Genomic DNA, 20,161 nt, shown 5'->3' on the forward strand with positions numbered 1-20,161 from the left:
GCAGCGGGCTCTGGTCCGGTCCCCGGCGGCGGGGGTCCACCGGGAACCGGGCCGGAGCCCGCTGTGCCTGTACCGACGTCGACGGCATGGGGAGAGGAGCCCTCCTTGAACGGATCGGTGAACGGACTGGCCGTGCTCGCGTTCTCGTCGCGCCTGCGGGACGGGATTCCGGAGCCCCCTCCCTGGTCCCGCCGGCATCTGCTGCTGCGGCGGGGCCTTCCCTCGTACGTCCCCGGGCCGGCCTACTCCAGCGCCCCGTCGATCTGGGCCAGATGGGAGCGGAACGCATAGCCGGGGTCGGCGCGCCGCCGTTCCAGGAAGCGGTCCCAGCTCAGCTGCTCGCGCAGGCTGACGCCTTCGAGGGCCAGTTCGGCCTGGGCCCGCTCCGCCCGGACGATCCGCCCGGCGAGGACCGTCACGTCCTCGCGGGCGGCCGCCGGGACGAACAGCACGCCGTCGGAGTCGGCCGCCACGCCGTCGCCGTCCCGCCCGGCGATCCGGGGGAGGACGGGCGCCGCCGGGCGGCCGGGGCCCAGCCGCGGGGAGGCGGGGCAGGGCCCGAGGCTGAACACCGGCAGGCCGATGGCGGCCAGTTCGTCCGTGTCCCGGTGGCAGCCCCACACCACGATGCCCGCGATGCCGGCCTGCCGGGCCTCGATGGCGACCAGGTCGCCCACGCAGGCCTCGTCCGTCCGGCCGGAGTTGTCGATGAGCAGGACGTCGCCCGCGGCGGCCGCGTCGATCCCGGCGAGGATCGAGACCACGCCCTCGTCGTGCTGGACGCGGCGCACCGGACCGGTGCAGCGCATGCCCGCCGCGACCGGCGCGAGCGGCAGGGGCGGCAGCTCGACCGCGGTGCCCAGGCGGACGCCCGCGTCCCACAGGGCCGAGGTGGGCAGCGGTGCCGGGGTGCCGGCGGCGGTGCCGTCCGGTGCGGCCGTGACGCCCGTGCTCTCCACGGGGGGCGTGGATGCCGTGGTCATGGGTGCCTCCTTCCGGTCGGGGAGCGGGGGGCGGGGGGAACGGGCGGGGGAGAGCACGGTCTCCGCGGGACGGCTGCGGGGGCTGCCCGCGGTCCCGGTCAGCCGGTCACCAGCCGGGTGAGGGCCGTGGCCGCGGCGCCGAGCACCACCACGAGCAGGGTGGGCCACTTCCGCCAGACGCCGAAGGCGCCGACGACGAGCCCGACCGCACGGGCGTCGACGACCAGCGACTTGCCCTGGCTGAACATCTGGGTGGCGATCAGCGCCGCCAGCAGGGTGGGGGCCATGAGCGTGACGACGCGCTGCATGGCCGCGGGCAGTTCCTCGCCGCCCAGCAGGACGGGGCCGGTCGCCTTGAGCGCCATGGAGACGGCGCCGACCAGGAGCACGGCGAGCCACAGTCCGGTCATTTCCTCAGTCCCAACAGGCAGGCGGCGGTGGCGGCGATGAGGGGGACGCCCGGTGAGGCGAAGGGGACCAGCGCCAGGGCGATGGCGATCCCCAGGATCGAGGCGGCGAGCGCCTTGCGGCTGGTGATCTGCCCCTTGAGGAGGGCGATGAAGAGGACGGGCGAGACCACGTCGAGCCCGAAGCGCTCGGGGTCCCCGAGGTAATGGGCGCCGAACAGGCCGACCGCCGTGCCGCCGACCCAGGCGGCGTAGACCAGCACGCCCGCGCCGAGCAGCCGGCCGCGCGAATAGCGGCCGTTGCCGACGTGGCCGACGGCCCAGGACTCGTCCACCACCAGCTGGGCGGAGAGGAAGCGCTTGAGGACGCCGCCGGTCATGGCGGGGGCCACGCTGATCCCGATGGGCAGATAGCGGGAGTTGAGCAGGACGGCGGCGACGATCGCCGCGGCGACGCCGCCGCCGGTGCCGAGCACCGAGGCCGCGGCGAACTGCGCGGACCCGGCGAAGGTGGTCAGCGACATCACCACGGGGGCCAGCACGCCCATGCCCGCGGCGCGGGCCACGATGCCGAAGGAGACCGCGAAGCCGAAGACGGCGATCGCCAGGGGCACGGCGGCCCGCAGACCGTAGAGTGCTTCCTCCCGGAATCCCGCGGCGGGGGCGGTTGTTTCCCCGGCGGTCTCCCCGGTCGCGGTCGCGGGGGCGGCGTCGGAGGCGGGCACGGAGGGCGGGGACGGTGACGCCAACCCCTCTGCGGGTAATGCCTCTTGAGAGTCCATCGACGTCCTCCGCGGACATGCGGCCAACAGGAAACAGCGCCTCCGTACGTGATGCGGTGGCGTCTACGAGCAGCCATAGTACGGAGTCATGGTGAGGTTTACTAGTTACTCAGACGATTCGGTGACCCTGGCTGAGGACCTGGTCAATACCTACAACATCGTGCGCAATGTGGAGAAGATGCCCGATGTTGCGGCCTTGTCCGCCCTGCTCGACGCCCACGGCATCCACCCGCCGGCCGCCCCCACCGAGGCGGACCTCGCCGCGGTGCGCGCCCTGCGGCCCGCGCTGCGCGAGGTCTTCGGCGCCCCGGACGCGGCGGCGGCCGTCGCCCTGCTCAACGACGTCCTCGCCGGCCACCGCGCCGTCCCGCACTACACGGACCACGACGGGTCGTGGCACCTGCACGTCGCCGCGCCCGACGCCCCCCTCGCCGACCAGTACGCGGTCAACGCCGCCATGGGGCTGCTCACCGTGGTCACCGTGAGCGGCATGGAGCGGCTCCACGTGTGCGTGGGCCACCGCTGCGCCGAGGTGTTCGTGGACACGTCCCGCAACCTGTCGCGGCGCTTCTGCTCGCCGCAGATCTGCGGCAACCGCGCGACCGCGGCCGCCCACCGGGCCCGCCGGAAGGCCGCGGGCACGCCGGCCTGAGCCGGAACCGCGCCCGATGCGCCGGGCATTGCCCTATTTGTCCACACCCGTACCGGATATTGACAGCGCGGGGGTGGTCTATATGCTCATTCCACTAGCTGACTAGTGGAATGAGCAGGAGACGGGCGGGGTGGGATGACTTCAGCCGACGACGCCGGCCGCTGGGCCGTCGAGGCGCGGGGACTGGGCAAGCGCTACCGGCGCCGCTGGGCCGTGCGGGACTTCTCCGTCCGGATCCCGGCCGGCACGGTCTGCGGGCTCGTGGGCCCCAACGGGGCGGGCAAGAGCACGCTGCTGGGCCTGGCAGCCCGCATCGTCCGGCCGACGGAAGGGGATCTGCGGATCTTCGGATCTCCCGTCGCCGACTCCGCGGTCCTCGCCGGCACCGCCTTCCTCGCCCAGGACAAGCCGCTGTTCCCGCGGTTCACGGTCGAGGAGACGCTCCGCCTGGGCCGGGAGCTGAACCCGCGCTGGGACCAGGAGGCGGCCGAGCGGATCGTCCGGTCCGGGAAGCTGCCCCTCGGCGCCCGCACCGGCAGCCTCTCCGGCGGGCAGCGCTCCCGCCTGGCGCTCGCGCTGGCCTTCGGCAAGCGCCCCCGCCTGCTGCTCCTCGACGAGCCGATGGCGGACCTCGACCCGCTCGCCGCCCACGAGATCGGCGGCCTGCTGATGGCCGAAGCGGCCGAGCAGGGCACCACCGTCGTGATGTCCTCCCACCGGCTGGCCGACGTGGCCACCATGTGCGACCACCTCGTCGCCGTCGACGGCGGCCGGGTCCGCCTCGCCGGCGGGACCGAGGAACTGCTCGCCGCCCACCGGCTGGTGACCGGCGTGCACCTCACCGAGAGCGTCCCCGCGGAGATCGCCCGGCACACGGTCGTCGAAGCGCGCGCCGTGGGCCGCCAGTTCACCGCCCTCATCAGGCCCCGCGGTCCGGTCGAGGGCGCCTGGAAGTCCGTCGAACCCACCCTGGAAGAGGTCCTGCTGGGCTACATGCGCTCTCCCTCCGCACCCCCCATGCTCACCACCGAGGCCCGTGCCGACGGCCCGCAGAACCAGGAAGACGAAGAGGTGGCGGCATGAGCAAGGCCGTACAGCACCCCGGCGCCCCCGCCGCCGCACAGCCCGGCAAGCAGCCGCCCCGCATCCTGCGCGGCCTGCCCTGGCTGGCCTGGCGCCAGCACCGCACCGCCTTCGTGGCCTGCCTGCTGCTGGCCGCGGCCGGCTGCGTCCACATGCTCTGGCAGCGCCACGTGACGCTCTCCTGGCTCGACCCCGCCCGCACCCACGGCCCCCTGAAGCTCGTCGAGGCCTCCGGGCAGGCGTACGCCGAGTCGTTCCGGAACGCCGCCACGCTGATGTCGCTCGTGCCCGTCGTCGCGGGCGTCTTCCTCGGCGCCCCGCTGATCTCCGGGGACCGCGAACGCGGCACCGTGAAGCTGGTCACCACCCAGTCGGTCACCCGCGGCCGCTGGCTCGCCGTCAAGCTCGGCACGGCGGCGCTGATCGCCGTCGCGTGCTCCGCGGCGCTCTCGGCCGCCTTCACCGCCTGGTGGGAACCCGCGCACGACCTCTTCGAGGGCGGCGTGTGGACCTCGGACAACGTCTTCCTCAACACGGGCCCCGTGCCCGTGGCGCTGGCCCTGCTCTACCTCGCCGTGGGCGTCGCGTGCGGCCTGTTCGTCCGCCGCACCCTGACCGCCATGGGGATCACCCTCGGGTTCGCCTTCGCCTGGGACCTCGTCGTGTCCCACTACCTCGTGCGGTTCCTCGCGACGCCGCGCGTGCTCGTCAACCCGGTCGAGGAGGGCCAGCCGAAGCTGCCCGAAGGCGCCGTGCGGCACGACAACTGGACCGTCGACGCGCACGGCGGGCTCCACGGCTTCGGCACGTGCTTCAACGAGCGCACCCCTGCGGAGTGCAGGACGAACAAGGGCATCGTCGCCGAACGCCTGGAATACTTCGGGTACGACCAGATGCCCGGCATGCAGTGGACCTACGCCGCGCTCGTGCTGGCCGCGGCCCTCGCCCTCCTCGCCCTCGTCCTGTGGTGGGGCCGGCGGCGCGCGCTGTGAGCCGCACGGCACGGTCGCCGCACGCCGGGACGGGATGAGGGGGGCTGCACCATGGTCGAGTTCAGGATCGACCGGCAGAGCGGCATGGCCGCCTACCTGCAGATCGTCCAGCAGGTCCAGGAGGCGCTGCGCCTCGGCATCCTCACCGCCGGGGACCAGCTGCCCACCGCCGCCCGCGTCGCCGCCGACACCAAGCTCAACCCCAACACCACGCTCAAGGCCTACCGCGAGCTCGAACACCTCGGGCTCGTGGAGGCCCGGCCGGGCGTCGGCACGTTCGTGAGCGCCTCCCCGGTGCGGCCCCGCTCCCTCGCCGACTCCCCGCTGCGCGGCGAGCTGGCCGACTGGATGCGCCGGGCCCGCCGCGAGGGCCTCGACTGGACGGACGTCTCCGCGCTGATCACCGCCGCCCGCACGGAGCACTATCCCGCCGTGTGACCGCCCGGCCCTCCGCCGCACCGCACCGCGCGCGCCCGTGCGCCCCCGACGAAATGGCATGACCGCCCATGACGGCTCTCGTACCCGACTCCTCCACCGCCGGCCCCGGCGCGATACCGGCCCCGCCCGAGCCGTCGGCGCAGCAGCGAGTGAAACGTATCTTCCGCTTGGCGCTGCCCGCGCTCGCCGTGTACGCGGTCACCACCGTCCTCCACTTGCTGATCCTGGCCGTCATGAGCGGCCCGGACGGCCCCGGCCTCCGCGGGCACCTGCTCGCCTGGGACGGCAACCTCTACGTGAGCATCGCCGAACACGGATACCCGCACGGCTACTCCCACGGCGAGGACGGCGCCCTCGCCGGCAACAACCTCGCGTTCTTCCCGCTGTTCCCGATGCTGATCCGCGCCGTCCACGCCGTCACCGGCCTCGGCTGGGGCACCTCCGGCATCGTCGCCGCCCACCTCGCGCTGATCGGCGCGCTGCTCGCCGTGCACCGGCTGCTCGCCCGGCTCCACGGGAAGCGCACCGCGCTCTTCGCGATCGTGCTGCTCGCCGGGGCCCAGCCGATGGCCGTGTCCTTCCTCATGTCCTACAGCGAGTCGCTCTTCCTCGCCCTGGCCGCCGGCACGCTCCTCGCCGCGCACCGCCGGGCCTGGCTCACCGCCGGAACCCTGGCGCTGCTCGCCGGGCTGACCCGGCCGGCCGCCGCGGCCGTGGCCGCCGCGCTCGCCGTCGCCGCCGGCCTGCACCTGCTCCGCGAACGCCGCGTCCGACCGCGGCCCCTGGCCGCCGTCGCCCTCGGCTGCCTCGGCACGCCGCTCTACCTGTGGTGGGTGGGCCGGCGCGCCGGCGACCCCGGCGCCTGGTTCCGCATCCAGGAAGCCGGCTGGGGCACCCACTGGGACAACGGAGCGTCGTTCCTCCGCTTCCTCGGCGAGACGCTGCACCGGGGCGACGGCTGGATCCCGGTGAGCACCGCCGTGCTCCTCCTCGCCCTCCTCTGCACCACCTTCCTCACCTGGCACCGCGGCACCTGGCCGCCGCTGCTCGTGTACGGCACGGGCATCGTGGTCCTCACCCTGGCCCAGAGCAACTACTCGCACTCCAAGCTGCGGCTGCTCATACCCGCGGTCCTCTTCCTCGTCCCCGTCGCCCGCGGGCTGGCGGCGGCCCGCACCCGTACGGCGGTGACCGTGCTGTGCGCGGCCACGCTGTTCGGCTGCTGGTACGGGGCGTTCATGCTCACGGTGTGGAAGTACGCGATATGAGACGGCCGCGGTGCCGTGCCGCTACGGCTTGACGGCGATCGCCGCGTAACAGATCGCCTCCGCCGCCGTGGGCCGGCCCGCGCCCCCCGTCTCGCCGGGGCGCCAGCGGTGGGCGAGCGTGACGCCCGGCTCCACCAGCTCCCAGCCGTCGAAGAACCGGCGGAACTCGGCCTCGCTGCGCAGCTGGAGCGGCGTCCCGGCCCGCTCGTAGATGTCCGTGATCCGGTCCGTCACCGGTGGGGAGAAGTCGGAGGTGCCGTGCGTGACGACGAGCGCGCTGCCGCTGGGCAGCGCGGCCTTGAGCCGCTCGACGAGGGCGTGGGCGCGGTCCCGGCCGTCGTCGGGGACGAAGTGCAGCACGGCGTTGAGCGTCAGGGCCACCGGCCGGTCCAGGTCGAGGGTCGCGAGCAGCTCCGGCGCCCGCAGGATGCTGTCGGGGACGGTGGCGTCGGCCTGCACGTACGTCGTGCGGCCCTCCGGGCGCCCGCGCAGCAGCGCCGCGGCGTGCGCCAGGACGATCGGGTCGTTGTCGGTGTAGACGACGCGGGCCGCGGGGGTGATCCCCTGCACGATCTCGTGCAGGTTGGGCGAGGTGGGGATGCCCGTGCCGATGTCGAGGAACTGGGTCAGGCCCTCGCGCGCCAGGTGGCTGACGGCCCGGTGCATGAACGCCCGGTTCATCCGGGCCGCGTCCCCGGCCGCCGGGAAGACGCGGAGGACCTGCTCCCCGGCCTCGCGGTCGGCGGCGAAGTTCGTCCGGCCGCCCAGGAACCAGTCGTAGATGCGGGCCGAGTGGGCCCGGTCCAGCCGGAGGTCGACCACGGCATCCTCGCGGGTCTCGCCCATCTTCTCTGCCTCCCCTTGGCGTTACGGCTGCCCCGTACCTGTCCCCGGTCACAGGCGGGTAACCCCACCGGGGCGGAGAACCGGGTTTTTTACGGGGTTGCGGCACGGCGGGGGCTGCTTTTCCGGTTCATTGGAAGGACGCAGCGCAGACACCAGGACACGCGACGAGAGGCGCCCATGAGAGACAGCGGTCGGACCACCGCGCCCGCCGGGACCCCGGTCCCCTCCGAGCGCCGGATGGAGATCGCCTTCACGGCCTTCCGCGAACTGCACGAGTGCAGGTGGGGCGCCTACGCCTTCATGCACACCGGAAGCGCCGAAGCGGCCGCGGACATCACCGAAGCGGCCTTCGACCGGCTGTGCGTCCAGTGGCCGCACGCCCTGCGCCAGCCCTCCGCCGACTCCTACGCCTGGTCGCTGCTCAAGGAGCACGTCGCCGGCTGGCTGGCCCGGAACCGGCGCGGCACGGCCCTCGCGACGGCCGCCTTCCACCGCGCGGCGCAGGCCCGGGGGCCGGAGCGCGCCCAGCGGTTCCGGCTCCTGGAGAGCCGCATCGCGCTCTACGCGGCGATAGCCCGGCTGCCCGAGCGGCAGTGCGACGCGCTCGTCCTCCACCTGGTGATCGGCTACAGCGTGGGCCAGGTGGCCGACCTGCTCGGTGCCGACCGGGCGGCCGTGCGCTCCCTCATCGGCCACGCCAAACGCAAGGTCGCCGCAGCCTTGTCCGCATTAGAGGTCCAGCACTCCGGGCCGGAGGCCCGGGATTCCGGCAGGGGGAAGTAATGCCGCGCAGCCACGCCAGCGAAGGTGACGTCATCGAAGCCATGCTGACCTCGGACGCCCGCTCCATCGCGGTGGCGTTCGAGAGCCGGCGCCGCCCGCGCCGCCGGCCGGCGGGCCCGGCGCACCGCCCCGCGAGCGCTCCCGCCCCGGCGAGCGGCCCGAGCGCCCGCGACGAGGCCACCCACGAGCTCGACCTCGCCTGTGTCCTGGTGATCAACGCCGTCGAGGCGGCCGCGAGCCTCGGCCGGTTCGTGGACGACCGGGGCATCGACCCCGAGGGCGCCCTCGTCTTCGCCTGCCTGCTGCACGTCGCGGGGCACACCGCGGCGGCCGACTTCTGGTGGCAGTTCGCCGCCGGCGGCGGCAGCCGGACCGCCGCGTACTGCCTCCACCTCTCGCACCGCCGCAAGGGCGAGTTCCGCGACGCCGCGTTCTGGCGGGCCCAGGCCGCCCACGACCCGCAGGAGCGGCCCCGCCCCGCCTCCCGGGCGGACGGCCGCCGCCTGCTCCTGTCCGATTCCGCCCGCCACGAGCTCCTCGTCCAGTGGCACCGCGGCCTGACGCCCCACCTGCCCGCCGCGCTGGAGAGCGTCATCAACCGCCTCGCGGTCGACAGCGACGACGAGGACTTCGGCGAGGTCCCGCAGCCCGACCCGGGGCTCGTGGAGCGGCTCTCCCGTGACGTCTGAGCCGTACGGCCGGGCGGCGGAGGCCGCGGGGGCGGGGTGAGCGGCCGGGGCGGGCGTGCCTTACCCGTACGGGTGACGGACGGATGCCGTTCGCGGCGGACGGGAATTCTCCGGAGTATCGGACGACGTGGTTCCGCCACGTCGTGGAGCTCCGCCGGGAAGGACTGCCGCGATGACCCTCATCTCCGCCAGGGACGGTCTCGTCGTGCCACCCGGCGGGGGCCGCACCCTCGTCAACCCCGCCCAGCAGGTCACGTTCAAGGTGACGGGGGAGCACTCGAGGGCCGCCTCCAGCTTCGAAGTGGTCGTCCCGCCCGGCTTCGACGTCGGCGCGCACCTGCACACCCGCAGCGAGGAGCTCTTCTACGTGCTGGAGGGCGAGCTGGACGTCCTCGCCTTCGAGCCGCTGGTCCGGACGCCCGACCACTGGCGGGAGTGGCGCTCCGCGGCCGGCGACCGGTACGCGCGGGCCACGCCGGGCACGGTGATCCTCGTGCCGCCGGGCTGCCCGCACGCCTTCGCCAACCCGACGTCCGAACCGGTGCGGATGTTCTTCCAGGCCTCGCCGCCGCCCGACCACGAGCGGTACTTCGAGGAGCTGTTCGAGATCCTGGAGGCGGCCCCGCCGGTGGACCACGAGGCCATCGCGGCACTGCGCGTCCGCTACGACATCGAGCAGCTCACCCCGCTGCGGACAGCCGGGCCCGCGGCGGGCTCGTGACGGGTCCCCGGCGGGCGGGGACCACGACGGGGGAGCCGTCGGCGGGGGCCTCCAGGATGTCGGCCTCGATGCCGTACAGCTCGCGCACGAGAGCGGCGTCGACGACGTCGCGCGGCGCGCCGTGGGCGACGACCCGGCCGTCCTTCATGGCGACGACGGTGCCGGCGTAGCGGGCGGCGCTCGCGAGGTCGTGCAGGACCATCACGACCGTCCGTCCGGCGAGGGCCACCTCGCGGGCCAGTTCGAGGACTTCGACGGCGTGGCCGATGTCGAGCGCGCTGGTGGGCTCGTCGAGCAGGACGACCGGCGTCTCCTGGGCGAGGACCATCGCGAGCCAGCAGCGCTGGCGCTGGCCGCCGGAGAGCCGGTCGAGCCGGCGGCCGGCGAGCGCGGCGACGCCGGTGGCGCGCAGTGCCTCCGCGACGGCCCGCTCGTCGTCGCGCGACCACTGGCGGAACAGGCCCTGGTGCGGGTGGCGGCCGTAGCGCACGAGCCCGGCCACGGTGACGGCCTCGGGGGCAAGCGGTGACTGGGGGAGCAGGGCGATGCGGTGTGCCGCCTGCCGCTGCTTGAGCTGCCAGACGTCGGCGTCGCCCGCGTACACCCGGCCCGACTCGGGCCGGTGGAGGCGGGCGACGGAGCGCAGCAGCGTGGACTTGCCGCAGCCGTTGGGCCCGACGATCGCGACGACCTCGCCGGAGGGGATCGTCAAGTCGACCCCCGCCACGGCGCGGTGGCCGGGGTAACCGGCGACGAGCTGTTCGACGCGGAGCTCCACGGGCGGGCCTTTCCAGAAGATCGCCGGTTGTGTGGACCCTTCGGAAGGAGGGTCGTAAGGTAAGGCTAACCTAATGTCTATTGCGGGTCCGTGCGAGGGGTTTCCCGCACTTCCTGCCGGCCCCCTCCTTCCTTTCCATCCCTTTTTCCTCACGCCCGGAGTTTTCGATGACCGCATCCACCCGCCTCCTCCCCTTCGCCCCGCGCCGCGCGGTGCAGGTGCTCGCCGCCGTGGGGGCGGCCGCGCTGCTGGTCACCGGATGCGGATCCGGTTCGGACGAGGACGGGGGTGGGAAGTCCGGCGGCACCTCCGGAGCGAGCGGCGGCACGCGTACGGTCAAGGACGCGACCGGCACCGCGGTGAAGGTCCCGGCCAGCCCCAAGCGCATCGTGACGCTCACCCAGGAGGACCTGGACGCGGTGCTGGCGCTCGGCGTGAAGCCGGTCGGCATCACCAACGGCCAGGGGCTGAGCAAGCCGCCGGCCTACCTCGCGGCCAAGGTCAAGGACATCAACGTCGTCGGCAACCTGCTGCAGCCGGTGATGGACAAGGTCGTCGCCGCCAAGCCCGACCTCATCCTGGCCGGCGACATGCAGGACGAGCAGATGCTCAAGCAGCTGCGCGAGATCACCCCGGCCACACTCGTCACCATGGCGCCGGCCGACGACTGGAAGCTTTCCTTCCGCGGTATCGGCAACGCCCTGAACAAGATGACCGAGGCCAACAAGGTCATCGGCGACTACGAGGCCAAGGCCAAGCAGGCCGGCGAGGGCCTGGGCGGCAACAAGGGCGCCGAAGTCAGCATCGTCCGCTGGAACCCGGACGGCCCGAGCTGGATGGAGAAGAAGCAGTTCGCCAGCGGCGTCGCCCTGGACATGGGCCTCAAGCGCCCGAAGAACCAGGACAAGGACGGCAACGCCCACACCCCGGCGCTCAGCCTGGAGAAGATCAATGAGATCGACGGCGACTGGCTGTTCCTGTCGACCCTCACCTCCGACGGCGAGAAGGCGCTGAAGGACGTCCAGGAGAAGCCGGCGTACAAGGACCTGAACGCGGTCAGGAAGAACCACGCCGTGACGGTGGACGGTTCGGTGTGGTCGACGCGGGGCGGCCCGATCGCGAGCGAGGTCGTCGTGGACGACATCGTGAAGGCGCTCAAGTAACGCTTCCGTGTGCCGGACGGGCCCGGATGCCCGCCCGGCACACGGCCTTTTCAGCGGCTGCTCGCGAAGTCGGCGGCCGTCCAGGCCATTCCGACGGCTCCGTCGAGAAGGGCCTGCTCGCCGCGGGGCGAGACCGCCGCGTCGGCGAACTCCGCCTCGTGCGGCCCGCAGGCGCCCCCGGTGATGTCGAGCACCGGATGGATCGACGGCACGGCGTGCGAGACGTTGCCCATGTCCGTGCAGGCGAAGGGCTCCCGCTGCAGCGGCTCCGGCCGGCCCAGCGCGCGGGCGTTGTCCCGCCAGAGCGCGATGAGCCCCGCGTCGGTGCGGAAGTCGAGGTAGTCCGGCTCGGGGCGGGTCAGTTCGACCTCGCAGCCGGTGGCCAGGGCGCCCGCGCGGAAGCAGGCCTCGACACGCTCGCGCAGCTCCCGCAGGTCCTCCGCGGCCGCGGCGCGTATCTCGTACTCGGCCGTGGCCCGGTCGGGGATCAGATTGGGTGCCGTGCCCGCACCGGTGGTCACCCCGTGCACCTTCCACTGCGGCGGCAGGTGCTGGCGCAGCAGCCCGAGGGCGACCTGGGCGACGGTGAGCGCGTCGGCGGCGTTGCGGCCCTCGTGCGGGTCGAGACTCGGGTGGGCGGCCTTGCCGGTGTACGCGACGGAGAGCGTGCCGAGCGCGAACGACCGGAACTCGGCGACCTCGAACGGGCACGGGTGCACCATCATCGCGGCGTCGGCCCCGTCGAACGCGCCCGCCTCCAGCATGAGCGCCTTGCCCGCGCCGCGCTCCTCGGCGGGCGTGCCCAGGACCCGTACGGTCAGGCCCAGTTCGCCGGCGTGCGGGGCCAGGGCGAGGGCCGCGCCGAGGCCGGCGGCGGCGATCAGGTTGTGCCCGCAGGCGTGCCCGAGGCCGGGCAGGGCGTCGTACTCGCAGACGATCGCGACCGTCACGGGCCCGCTGCCCGCGGTCGCGGCGAACGCGGTGCCGAGACCGTAGGCGGGCGCGGTCACCTCGAAGCCGTGCCCGCGCAGGAAGTCGGCGCACCAGCCTGCGGCGCGGTGCTCGGCGAAGGCCGTCTCGGGGTGCGCGTGGATGCGCCGGCTCAGCGCCACGAGGTCCCCGCGGTGGGCGAGTACGCGTTCGCGCAGGGCGGTTTTGAGGCCGTCGGCCGCGGTCATGGTGGGTGCTCCTGTTCGGTCCGCACGGTGGGGCGGGGCTCACGGATGAGGTAAAAATTAGCTTAGGCTTACCTAAGTCGACCTGCCGGGGTGCCGGTGGGGCCAGTTCGCTGTCATCCAACGGGAGTCCCCACGCCATGCGTCACCACGAGGCCGAGACGGCTCAGGCCGAGCTGCCGCTGCTCGCCGCCCAGGCCGGAATCCTCTACGCCCAGCAACTCGCCCCCGGCAACCCCGTCTACAACACGGGCGACTGCGTGGAGATCCGGGGCCCGCTGGACGAGGAGCTCTTCGCGCAGGCCCTGCGCCGCACCGCCGGCGAAGCCGAGACGCTCTCCCTCCTCGCCGTCCCGGCCCACCCCGCCGACGAGCACGCCGTTCCCACTCAGCGCATCACCCCCTCCCCGGAACCGGCGCTCCACCGGATCGACCTGCGCACCGCCGGCGACCCCCGGGCCGAGGCCGAAGCGTGGATGCGCGCCGACCTCGACCGCCCCGTCGACCTCACCCGCGGCCCCCTCGTCACCCAGGCCCTCTTCCGCATCGGCGACGAAACGCACTGGTGGTACCAGCGCGTCCACCACTTCGCCGTCGACGCGTACGCCCTGACCCTCATCGGCCGCCGCGTCGCCGAGGTCTACACCGCCCTCGCCGGCGGCGGGCAGCCCGCTCCCGCCCCCTTCGGCACGCTGCGCGAACTCACCGACGACGAGGCCGCGTACGTCGCGAGCGAACGCCACGCCGCCGACCGCGACCACTGGCGCGCCCGCCTCGCCGACCGGCCCGAACCCGCCTCGCTCTCCACCGGCCCCGCCGCGCCCGCGACCACCGTCCTGCGCCGCACCGCCACCCTCCCCGCCGGCACCCGCACCCGCCTGCAGGAGGCGGCCGACACGGTCAAGGCCACCTGGGCCGAGCTCGTCCTGGCCGCGACCGCCGGCTACGTGCACCGCATATCCGGCGCCCAGGACGTCCTCCTGGGCCTGCCGCTGACGAACCGCCGCACCCCCGCCGCCCTGCGCACCCCCGCCATGACCGTCAACGTCATGCCCTTGCGCATCGCCGTGCGCCCCCACGACAGCGGCGCCGCGCTGCTGCGCCGCGTCGTCCTCGAAGTCCGCGCCGTCCGCCGCCACCAGCGCTACCGCCTGGAGGACCTGCGCCGCGACCTCGGGCTCGCGGGCAGCGACCGGCCGCTGTTCGGGCCGATGGTCAACATCAAGCCCTTCGAGGGCGACCTGGACTTCGCGGGCCTGCCCGGCACCGTCCGCAACCTCGCGGCCGGCCCCGTCGACGACCTCGCCGTCACCGTCGTCCCCGGCCCCGGCGACTCGCTGGTCCTCGGCCTGGACGCCAACCCCGGGCGCTACGACGCCGCGTCGCTCGCCGCCCACGAACACGCCTTCCTGCGCTACCTCGACGCCCTGGCCGGCCTCCTCCTGGACGACCCGGAGCGGCCCGTCGGCACCCTCGACCTCCTGGACGCCGACGAGATCCGCAGGGTCACCGCCGGACGCGCCGAGCCGCCCGCCCGGCACACCCTGCCCGAGCTCTTCACCGCGCAGGCCGCCCGCACCCCCGACGCCACCGCCGTCCGCAGCGCCGGCGAGACCCTCGCCTTCGCCGAGCTCGAAACCGCCGCCAACCGCCTCGCCCACGAGCTGACCGCCGCCGGCGTCACCGCCGAAACCCCCGTCGCCCTGGCGCTGCCCCGCAGCGCGGCGACCGTCGTCGCCGTGCTCGCCGTCCTCAAGGCCGGCGGCGTCTGCCAGCCCCTCGACCTCGGCCACCCCGGCCGGCGCATCACCGCCGTCCTCGACGACGCCCGCCCCGGCCGCCTCGTCGGCACCGCCGACGCCGTGCGCGGCCTGCCCCCGCACACCGTCCCCACCCTGCTGCTCGACGACCCGGAGACCCGGGCCCGGATCGACGCCCGCCCGGCGACCCCGCCCGCCGCGCCCACGCCCCGCCAGGCCGCGTACATCATCCACACCTCCGGCTCCACCGGCCGCCCCAAGGGCGTCATCGTCACCCACGCCTCACTGGCCAACCTCCACGCCGGGCACGGCAGCGACCACATCGCCCCCGCCGTCGCCCGCACCGGCCGCGACCGCCTGCGCATCGGCCACAGCGCCTCCTTCGCCTTCGACGCCTCCTGGGACCCGCTGATCTGGCTGGTCCACGGCCACGAACTGCACCTCCTGGACGACGCCGGCTACCGCGACCCCGCCGCCCTCGCCGCCTACGTCCACGACCAGCGCCTCGACTACCTCGACGTCACCCCCTCCTACGCCGAAGCCCTCCTCGCCGAAGGCCTCCTGGACGAGGGCCGGCACCGCCCGGCCGTCGTCGTCGTGGGCGGCGAGACCGTGCCCGGCCCGCTCTGGTGCCGCCTCGCCGGTACCGATGGCCTGGGCCCCGTCAACCTCTACGGCCCCACCGAGACCACCGTCGACGCCTATTACTGGCTGCCCGGCGAAGACGGCACCCCGCAGGGCAGACCCGTCCGCGGCTCGCGCGCCTACGTCCTCGACACCTCCCTCCGCCCCGCATCCGCCGGCGTCACCGGCGAGCTGTACATCGCCGGGGCCTGCCTCGCCCGCGGCTACCTCGGCCGCCCCGACCTCACCGCCGAGCGCTTCACCGCCGACCCCTTCGGCGCCCTCCACGGCGAGCCCGGCGCCGCCATGTACCGCACCGGCGACCTGGTGCGCCGCCGCACCGACGGCACCCTCGAATTCCTCGGCCGCGCCGACGACCAGGTCAAGATCCGCGGCTTCCGCATCGAACTCGGCGAGATCCAGGCGGCCCTGGCGGACCACCCGGCCGTCGACCGGGCCGCCGTGATCGCCCGCGACACCCCGGCCGGCAAGCGCCTCCTCGGCTACGCCGTCCTCACCGCCGGCGCCACCGCCGATGCCGAGGCCCTGCGCACCCATCTCGCCGCCCGCCTGCCCGGCCATATGGTGCCCTCGGCCGTCGTCCTCCTGGACCGGCTGCCGCTCACCGCCAACGACAAGCTCGACCACCGCGCCCTGCCCGACCCCGGGCCCGGCCCGGACGAGGCCCGGAGGGCGCCCCGCAGCCCGCGGGAAGCCGCGCTCTGCGGCCTCTTCCAGGACGTCCTCGGCCTGGACGCACCGCCGTCCCCCGACGCCGACTTCTTCGCCCTCGGCGGCCACTCGCTGCTCGCCGGCCGCATCGCCGCCCGCCTCCGCGAGAGCGCGGGCGAGGGCTTCGGCCTCGCCGACGTCTTCCGCAACCCCACCCCTGCCGCCCTCACCGCCCTCCTGGAGAACGCCAAGAACAGCAAGAACAGCAAGAACAGCAAGAACAGCAAGAACGCCGGGAACGCCCTCGCGGCCCCCGCCGGCGACCGCCCCGCCGTCGCACCCGCGCCCGTCCCCGTGCCCCGCACGGAGCGGATGCCGCTCTCCCCGGCCCAGAAGCGGCTGTGGTTCATGCACCGGCTCGAAGGACCCAGCCCCACGTACAACATCCCCCTGCTCCTCACCCTCACCGGCCCCCTCGACCAGGACGCACTCCGCCTCGCCCTCCGGGACCTCACTGAGCGTCACGAAACACTCCGGACCGTATACCCGGCCACTGACAACGAGCCCTACCAGCGGATCCTGACGCCGGACGAGGCGCACCCCGAGCTGCACCTCGCGCCGCCGAGCGGCGACCTCACCGCCGCCGTCCGGCACTGCTTCGACCTTGCGGCCGAACTCCCGCTGCGCGTCACGCTCTTCACCGACGGCGGGGAGCGGCACACCCTGCTCCTCCTCCTGCACCACATCGCCGGCGACGGCGCCTCCACCACGCCCCTCGCCCGCGACCTCGCCACCGCCTACACCGCACGCACCGCGGGCCGGGCCCCCGCATTCCCGCCGCTGCCCTTCCAGTACGCCGACCACACCGCACACCGGCAGCAGCTCCTCGGCACCGCCGGCGCCCCCACCCCGCTCGCCGCCCGCCAGACCGAGTACTGGAAACAGGCCCTCGCCGGCCTGCCCGACCAGCTCGGACTCCCCACCGACCGGCCGCGCCCCGCCGTCGCCTCCGCCGCCGGTGACACCGTCCCCTTCCACCTCGGAGCGGACGCCCACGCCGCCGTCGAGAGGCTCGCCCGCACCACCGGCACCAGCGTCTTCATGGTCGTCCAGGCGGCCCTCGCGGCCCTCCTGACCCGCTACGGCTGCGGCACCGACATCCCCCTCGGCACCCCCGTGTCCGGGCGCGACGACGAGGCGACCGCCGGCCTCGTCGGCTTCTTCGTCAACACCCTCGTCCTGCGCGCCGACACCTCCGGCGACCCCGGCTTCCGCACGCTGCTCGACCGCGTCCGCACCACCACCCTCGGCGCGTACGCCCACGCCGACCTGCCCTTCGACCGGCTCGTCGAGGAGCTCAACCCCCCGCGCTCGCTCGCCCGGCACCCCCTCTTCCAGGTGATGCTCGCCTGGCAGTCCCTGCCCGACGAGGCGTTCGCCATGGGCCCGGAGCTGACCGCCACGATGACGGCCACCCCGTCCGGGACCGCCAAGTTCGACCTCACCCTCAACGCGGGCGAGCAGCCCGGCGGCGGCATCGCCGGTTTCCTGGAGTTCCGCACCGACCTCTTCGACCGCGCCACCGCCGGACGCCTCTCCGCCCACCTGGCCCGCCTGCTGACCGAGGCCGCCGCCGACCCCGGCGCGCCCATCGGCCGGCTGCCGCTGCTCGGCGACGACGAGCGCCACCGGCTGCTGGTCGAGTGGAACACCGGCACCCCCGCCCCCGCGCCCTCGAAGCAGACCCTCGTGGAGCTCTACGAGGACGCCGCCCGCCGCCACCCGGTCCGTACGGCCGTCACCTGGGACGGCACCGCGCTCACCTACGCGGAGCTGTCCGCTCGCGCCAACCGCCTCGCCCGGCTGCTGGCCGCCCGCGGCATCGGCCCCGGCTCCGTCGTCGCCCTCGCCCTGCCCCGCTCCCCGGAACTGGTCACCGGCCTGCTGGCCGTCGCCAAGGCCGGCGCCGCCTACCTCCCGATGGACCCCGGCTACCCGGCCGACCGCCTGGCGTACATGCTCCGCGACGCCGCACCCGCCGCCGTCGTCACCGACAGCGCGACCGCGGCGTGCATACCCGCGCACGACCTGCCCGTCGTCCTCGTCGACGGCACCGAGGCCGGCGCGTACGCGCCGGCCGACCTGACCGACGACGACCGCACCCGAGCCCAGCGCCCGGACGACGTCGCGTACGTCATCTACACCTCCGGCTCCACCGGACGCCCCAAGGGCGTCCCCGTCACCCACCACAACGTCGCCCGCCTCTTCTCCGCCACCGACCACTGGTTCGGCTTCGACGAGAGCGACGTGTGGACGCTGTTCCACTCCTACGCCTTCGACTTCTCGGTGTGGGAGATGTGGGGCGCGCTGCTGCACGGCGGCCGGCTCGTCATCGTCCCGCACCTCGTCAGCCGCGACCCGGGCGCGTTCCTGCGCCTGCTGGAGGAGGAGCGGGTGACCGTCCTCAACCAGACGCCGTCCGCGTTCTACCAGCTCATGGCCGCCGACAAGGACCGGCCCGGCACGGAACTCGCCCTGCGCTACGTCGTTTTCGGCGGCGAGGCCCTCGAACTCGGCCGCCTCGACGACTGGTACGCCCGCCACGCCGAGGACGCACCGACGCTGGTCAACATGTACGGCATCACCGAGACGACCGTGCACGTCTCGTACATCGCCCTCGACCGGGAGAAGGCCGCCGCAGGCGCCTCCAGCACCATCGGCGTCAACATCCCCGACCTGCGCGTCTACGTCCTCGACCCGTACCTGCAGCCTGTCCCGCCCGGCGTCACCGGTGAGATGTACGTCGCCGGCGAAGGACTGGCCCGCGGCTACCTCGGCCGGCACGCCCTCACGGCGGAACGTTTCGTCGCCGACCCGTACGCCTCCCTCTTCGGCGAGAGCGGCACCCGCATGTACCGCTCCGGCGACCTCGCCCGCCGCCGCCCCGACGGCAGCCTCGACTACGTCGGCCGCGCCGACCACCAGGTCAAGATCCGCGGCTTCCGCATCGAACCCGGCGAGATCGAGGCCGTCCTCGCCGACCACCCCGACGTGGCCGACGCGGCCGTCGTCGTCCGCGAGGACACCCCCGGCGACAAGCGCCTCGTCGCCTACGCCGTCCCCGCCCGCGCGACCACCCCGGCCGCGCTCCGCGAGCACGCCGCCGCCGGGCTCCCCGTCCACATGGTGCCCTCGGCCGTCGTCCTCCTGGACCGGCTGCCGCTCACCGCCAACGGCAAGCTCGACCGCAAGGCCCTCCCCGCCCCCGACCTCACCACCGCCGTCACCGCGGGCCGCGCCCCCCGCGGCCCCCGCGAGGAACAGCTGTGCGCGGTCTTCGCCGACGTCCTGGGCCTGCCCCGGGTCGGCGTGGACGACAACTTCTTCGACCTCGGCGGCCACTCGCTGCTCGCCGTACGCCTCGCCGGACGCATCAAGGACGCCCTCGGCGCGGACGTCGGCATCGGCACGATCTTCCAGGCGCCCACCGTGGCCGCCCTCGACGCGGCGATCGACGCCGCCGAGCGCACCGACGCGCTGGACGTGCTGCTGCCGCTGCGGCCCGCGAAGGCCGGGGACCGGGCCCCGCTGTTCTGCGTGCACCCCGCCGGCGGCCTCAGCTGGTGCTACGCGGGCCTCATCCGCCACCTCCCCGCCGACGTGCCCCTCTACGGCCTGCAGGCCCAGGGCGTCGGCCCGGCCACCGCCGCCGAGCCGCTGCCGCGGACCCTGGAGGAGCTCGCCGCGCACTACGCCGACCGGCTCCGCGAGATCCAGCCGGAAGGCCCGTACCGCCTCCTCGGCTGGTCCACCGGCGGCATCATCGCCCACGCCATGGCCACCCGCCTGCAGGACCTCGGCCACCGGGTCGAGCTGCTGGCGATCCTCGACGCCTACCCCGCCGAAGGCTTCCGCGAGTTGCCCGTGCCCGACCAGGCCGAGGCCCTCGAAGCACTCCTCGCCATGGGCGGCTACGGGCCCGACAGCCTGGACGGCAAGCCCTTCGAGCTCGCCCACGTCACCGACGTGCTGCGGCGCGAGGGCTCCCCGCTCGCCAGCCTCGACGACGCCACCATCGAGGCCCTCAATCGCACCTACCTCAACACCAACCACCTGGTGCGCGCCTTCGACCACCGCGTCCACGAAGGCGACGTGCTCTTCTTCCGCGCCACCGTCGACACCATCGACGACGAACTCACCCCCGGCACCTGGGCCCCCTACGCCACCGGGCGCATCGACAACACCGACGTCGCGTGCTCGCACAAGGACATGACCCTGCCCGAGCCGATCGCGCACATCGCGAGCGTCATCGCTGACCGCCTGCAGAACCTGGAGAACTGACACC

Annotated in this window: 16 protein-coding genes; 10 read left to right on the forward strand and 6 right to left on the reverse strand. The window is 74.2% G+C overall.

Translation table 11 applies throughout. From position 1 onward, the window contains the following. Positions 1–242 precede the first annotated feature (242 nt). From ACFZCD_RS20175 to ACFZCD_RS20185, 3 genes are all read right to left on the reverse strand, one after another. Complete coding sequence (locus tag ACFZCD_RS20175; protein ID WP_391832654.1) at positions 243–983, reverse strand: RraA family protein; 741 nt, start codon at positions 981–983, stop codon at positions 243–245. Positions 984–1,081: 98 nt separating this feature from the next. Next, positions 1,082–1,393: an AzlD domain-containing protein gene (locus tag ACFZCD_RS20180; protein WP_391832656.1), complete on the reverse strand. Its 312-nt coding sequence runs from the start codon at positions 1,391–1,393 to the stop codon at positions 1,082–1,084. Continuing rightward, positions 1,390–2,115: an AzlC family ABC transporter permease gene (locus tag ACFZCD_RS20185; protein ID WP_391832657.1), complete on the reverse strand. Its 726-nt coding sequence runs from the start codon at positions 2,113–2,115 to the stop codon at positions 1,390–1,392. Before ACFZCD_RS20185 ends, ACFZCD_RS20180 begins: the two co-directional genes overlap by 4 nt. 178 nt (positions 2,116–2,293) lie before the next feature. Here ACFZCD_RS20185 and ACFZCD_RS20190 point away from each other — a divergent pair, with 178 nt between their 5' ends. The 5 genes from ACFZCD_RS20190 to ACFZCD_RS20210 all read left to right on the forward strand — a co-directional run bounded on the left by ACFZCD_RS20190 (position 2,294) and on the right by ACFZCD_RS20210 (position 6,605). Beyond that, positions 2,294–2,824: a CGNR zinc finger domain-containing protein gene (locus ACFZCD_RS20190; RefSeq protein ID WP_391832659.1), complete on the forward strand. Its 531-nt coding sequence runs from the start codon at positions 2,294–2,296 to the stop codon at positions 2,822–2,824. A 135-nt stretch (positions 2,825–2,959) separates the two neighbouring features. Beyond that, entirely contained in the window at positions 2,960–3,907 is a 948-nt protein-coding gene (locus tag ACFZCD_RS20195; protein ID WP_391832661.1) for an ABC transporter ATP-binding protein, read from the forward strand. Next, positions 3,904–4,899 (forward strand): ABC transporter permease, encoded by a 996-nt coding sequence (locus tag ACFZCD_RS20200; protein ID WP_391832663.1) that lies wholly within the window; start codon positions 3,904–3,906, stop codon positions 4,897–4,899. Before ACFZCD_RS20195 ends, ACFZCD_RS20200 begins: the two co-directional genes overlap by 4 nt. A 51-nt stretch (positions 4,900–4,950) precedes the next feature. Further along, positions 4,951–5,337 (forward strand): GntR family transcriptional regulator, encoded by a 387-nt coding sequence (locus ACFZCD_RS20205; RefSeq protein ID WP_391832665.1) that lies wholly within the window; start codon positions 4,951–4,953, stop codon positions 5,335–5,337. Positions 5,338–5,405: 68 nt separating this feature from the next. Continuing rightward, a complete protein-coding gene (locus tag ACFZCD_RS20210; RefSeq protein WP_391832667.1) occupies positions 5,406–6,605 on the forward strand; it encodes a hypothetical protein in 1,200 nt (399 codons plus the stop codon). Between the two features lie 21 nt (positions 6,606–6,626). Here ACFZCD_RS20210 and ACFZCD_RS20215 read toward each other — a convergent pair whose 3' ends face one another. Further along, positions 6,627–7,451, reverse strand: coding sequence for an SAM-dependent methyltransferase (locus tag ACFZCD_RS20215; RefSeq protein WP_391832669.1), 825 nt, complete (start codon positions 7,449–7,451; stop codon positions 6,627–6,629). A 177-nt stretch (positions 7,452–7,628) separates the two neighbouring features. Here ACFZCD_RS20215 and ACFZCD_RS20220 point away from each other — a divergent pair, with 177 nt between their 5' ends. The 3 genes from ACFZCD_RS20220 (at position 7,629) to ACFZCD_RS20230 (ending at position 9,644) form a co-directional block, all read left to right on the forward strand. Next, a complete protein-coding gene (locus ACFZCD_RS20220) occupies positions 7,629–8,234 on the forward strand; it encodes an RNA polymerase sigma factor (protein WP_391832671.1) in 606 nt (201 codons plus the stop codon). After that, entirely contained in the window at positions 8,234–8,923 is a 690-nt protein-coding gene (locus tag ACFZCD_RS20225) for a hypothetical protein (RefSeq protein ID WP_391832673.1), read from the forward strand. The genes ACFZCD_RS20220 and ACFZCD_RS20225 overlap by 1 nt, the downstream gene beginning before the upstream one ends. A gap of 172 nt (positions 8,924–9,095) precedes the next feature. Continuing rightward, positions 9,096–9,644 (forward strand): cupin domain-containing protein, encoded by a 549-nt coding sequence (locus tag ACFZCD_RS20230; protein WP_391832675.1) that lies wholly within the window; start codon positions 9,096–9,098, stop codon positions 9,642–9,644. Here the strand turns inward: ACFZCD_RS20230 and ACFZCD_RS20235 are convergent. Beyond that, positions 9,604–10,422: an ABC transporter ATP-binding protein gene (locus ACFZCD_RS20235; protein WP_391832676.1), complete on the reverse strand. Its 819-nt coding sequence runs from the start codon at positions 10,420–10,422 to the stop codon at positions 9,604–9,606. The two genes, ACFZCD_RS20230 and ACFZCD_RS20235, sit on opposite strands and share 41 nt — an antisense overlap. 167 nt (positions 10,423–10,589) lie before the next feature. Between ACFZCD_RS20235 and ACFZCD_RS20240 the strand changes: the two genes are divergently transcribed. Then, positions 10,590–11,585: an ABC transporter substrate-binding protein gene (locus ACFZCD_RS20240; protein WP_391832678.1), complete on the forward strand. Its 996-nt coding sequence runs from the start codon at positions 10,590–10,592 to the stop codon at positions 11,583–11,585. A gap of 50 nt (positions 11,586–11,635) precedes the next feature. On the opposite strand, the gene ACFZCD_RS20245 is transcribed toward ACFZCD_RS20240, so the two are convergent. Beyond that, a complete protein-coding gene (locus ACFZCD_RS20245; RefSeq protein ID WP_391832680.1) occupies positions 11,636–12,763 on the reverse strand; it encodes an amidohydrolase in 1,128 nt (375 codons plus the stop codon). A 137-nt stretch (positions 12,764–12,900) separates the two neighbouring features. Here ACFZCD_RS20245 and ACFZCD_RS20250 point away from each other — a divergent pair, with 137 nt between their 5' ends. Next, the gene (locus ACFZCD_RS20250; protein WP_391832682.1) at positions 12,901–20,157 is read left to right on the forward strand and encodes an amino acid adenylation domain-containing protein; all 7,257 of its coding nucleotides are present in this window, start codon (positions 12,901–12,903) and stop codon (positions 20,155–20,157) included. Positions 20,158–20,161 lie beyond the last annotated feature (4 nt).

This window comes from Streptomyces sp. NPDC008001 (assembly GCF_042958085.1).
Taxonomy (GTDB): domain Bacteria; phylum Actinomycetota; class Actinomycetes; order Streptomycetales; family Streptomycetaceae; genus Streptomyces.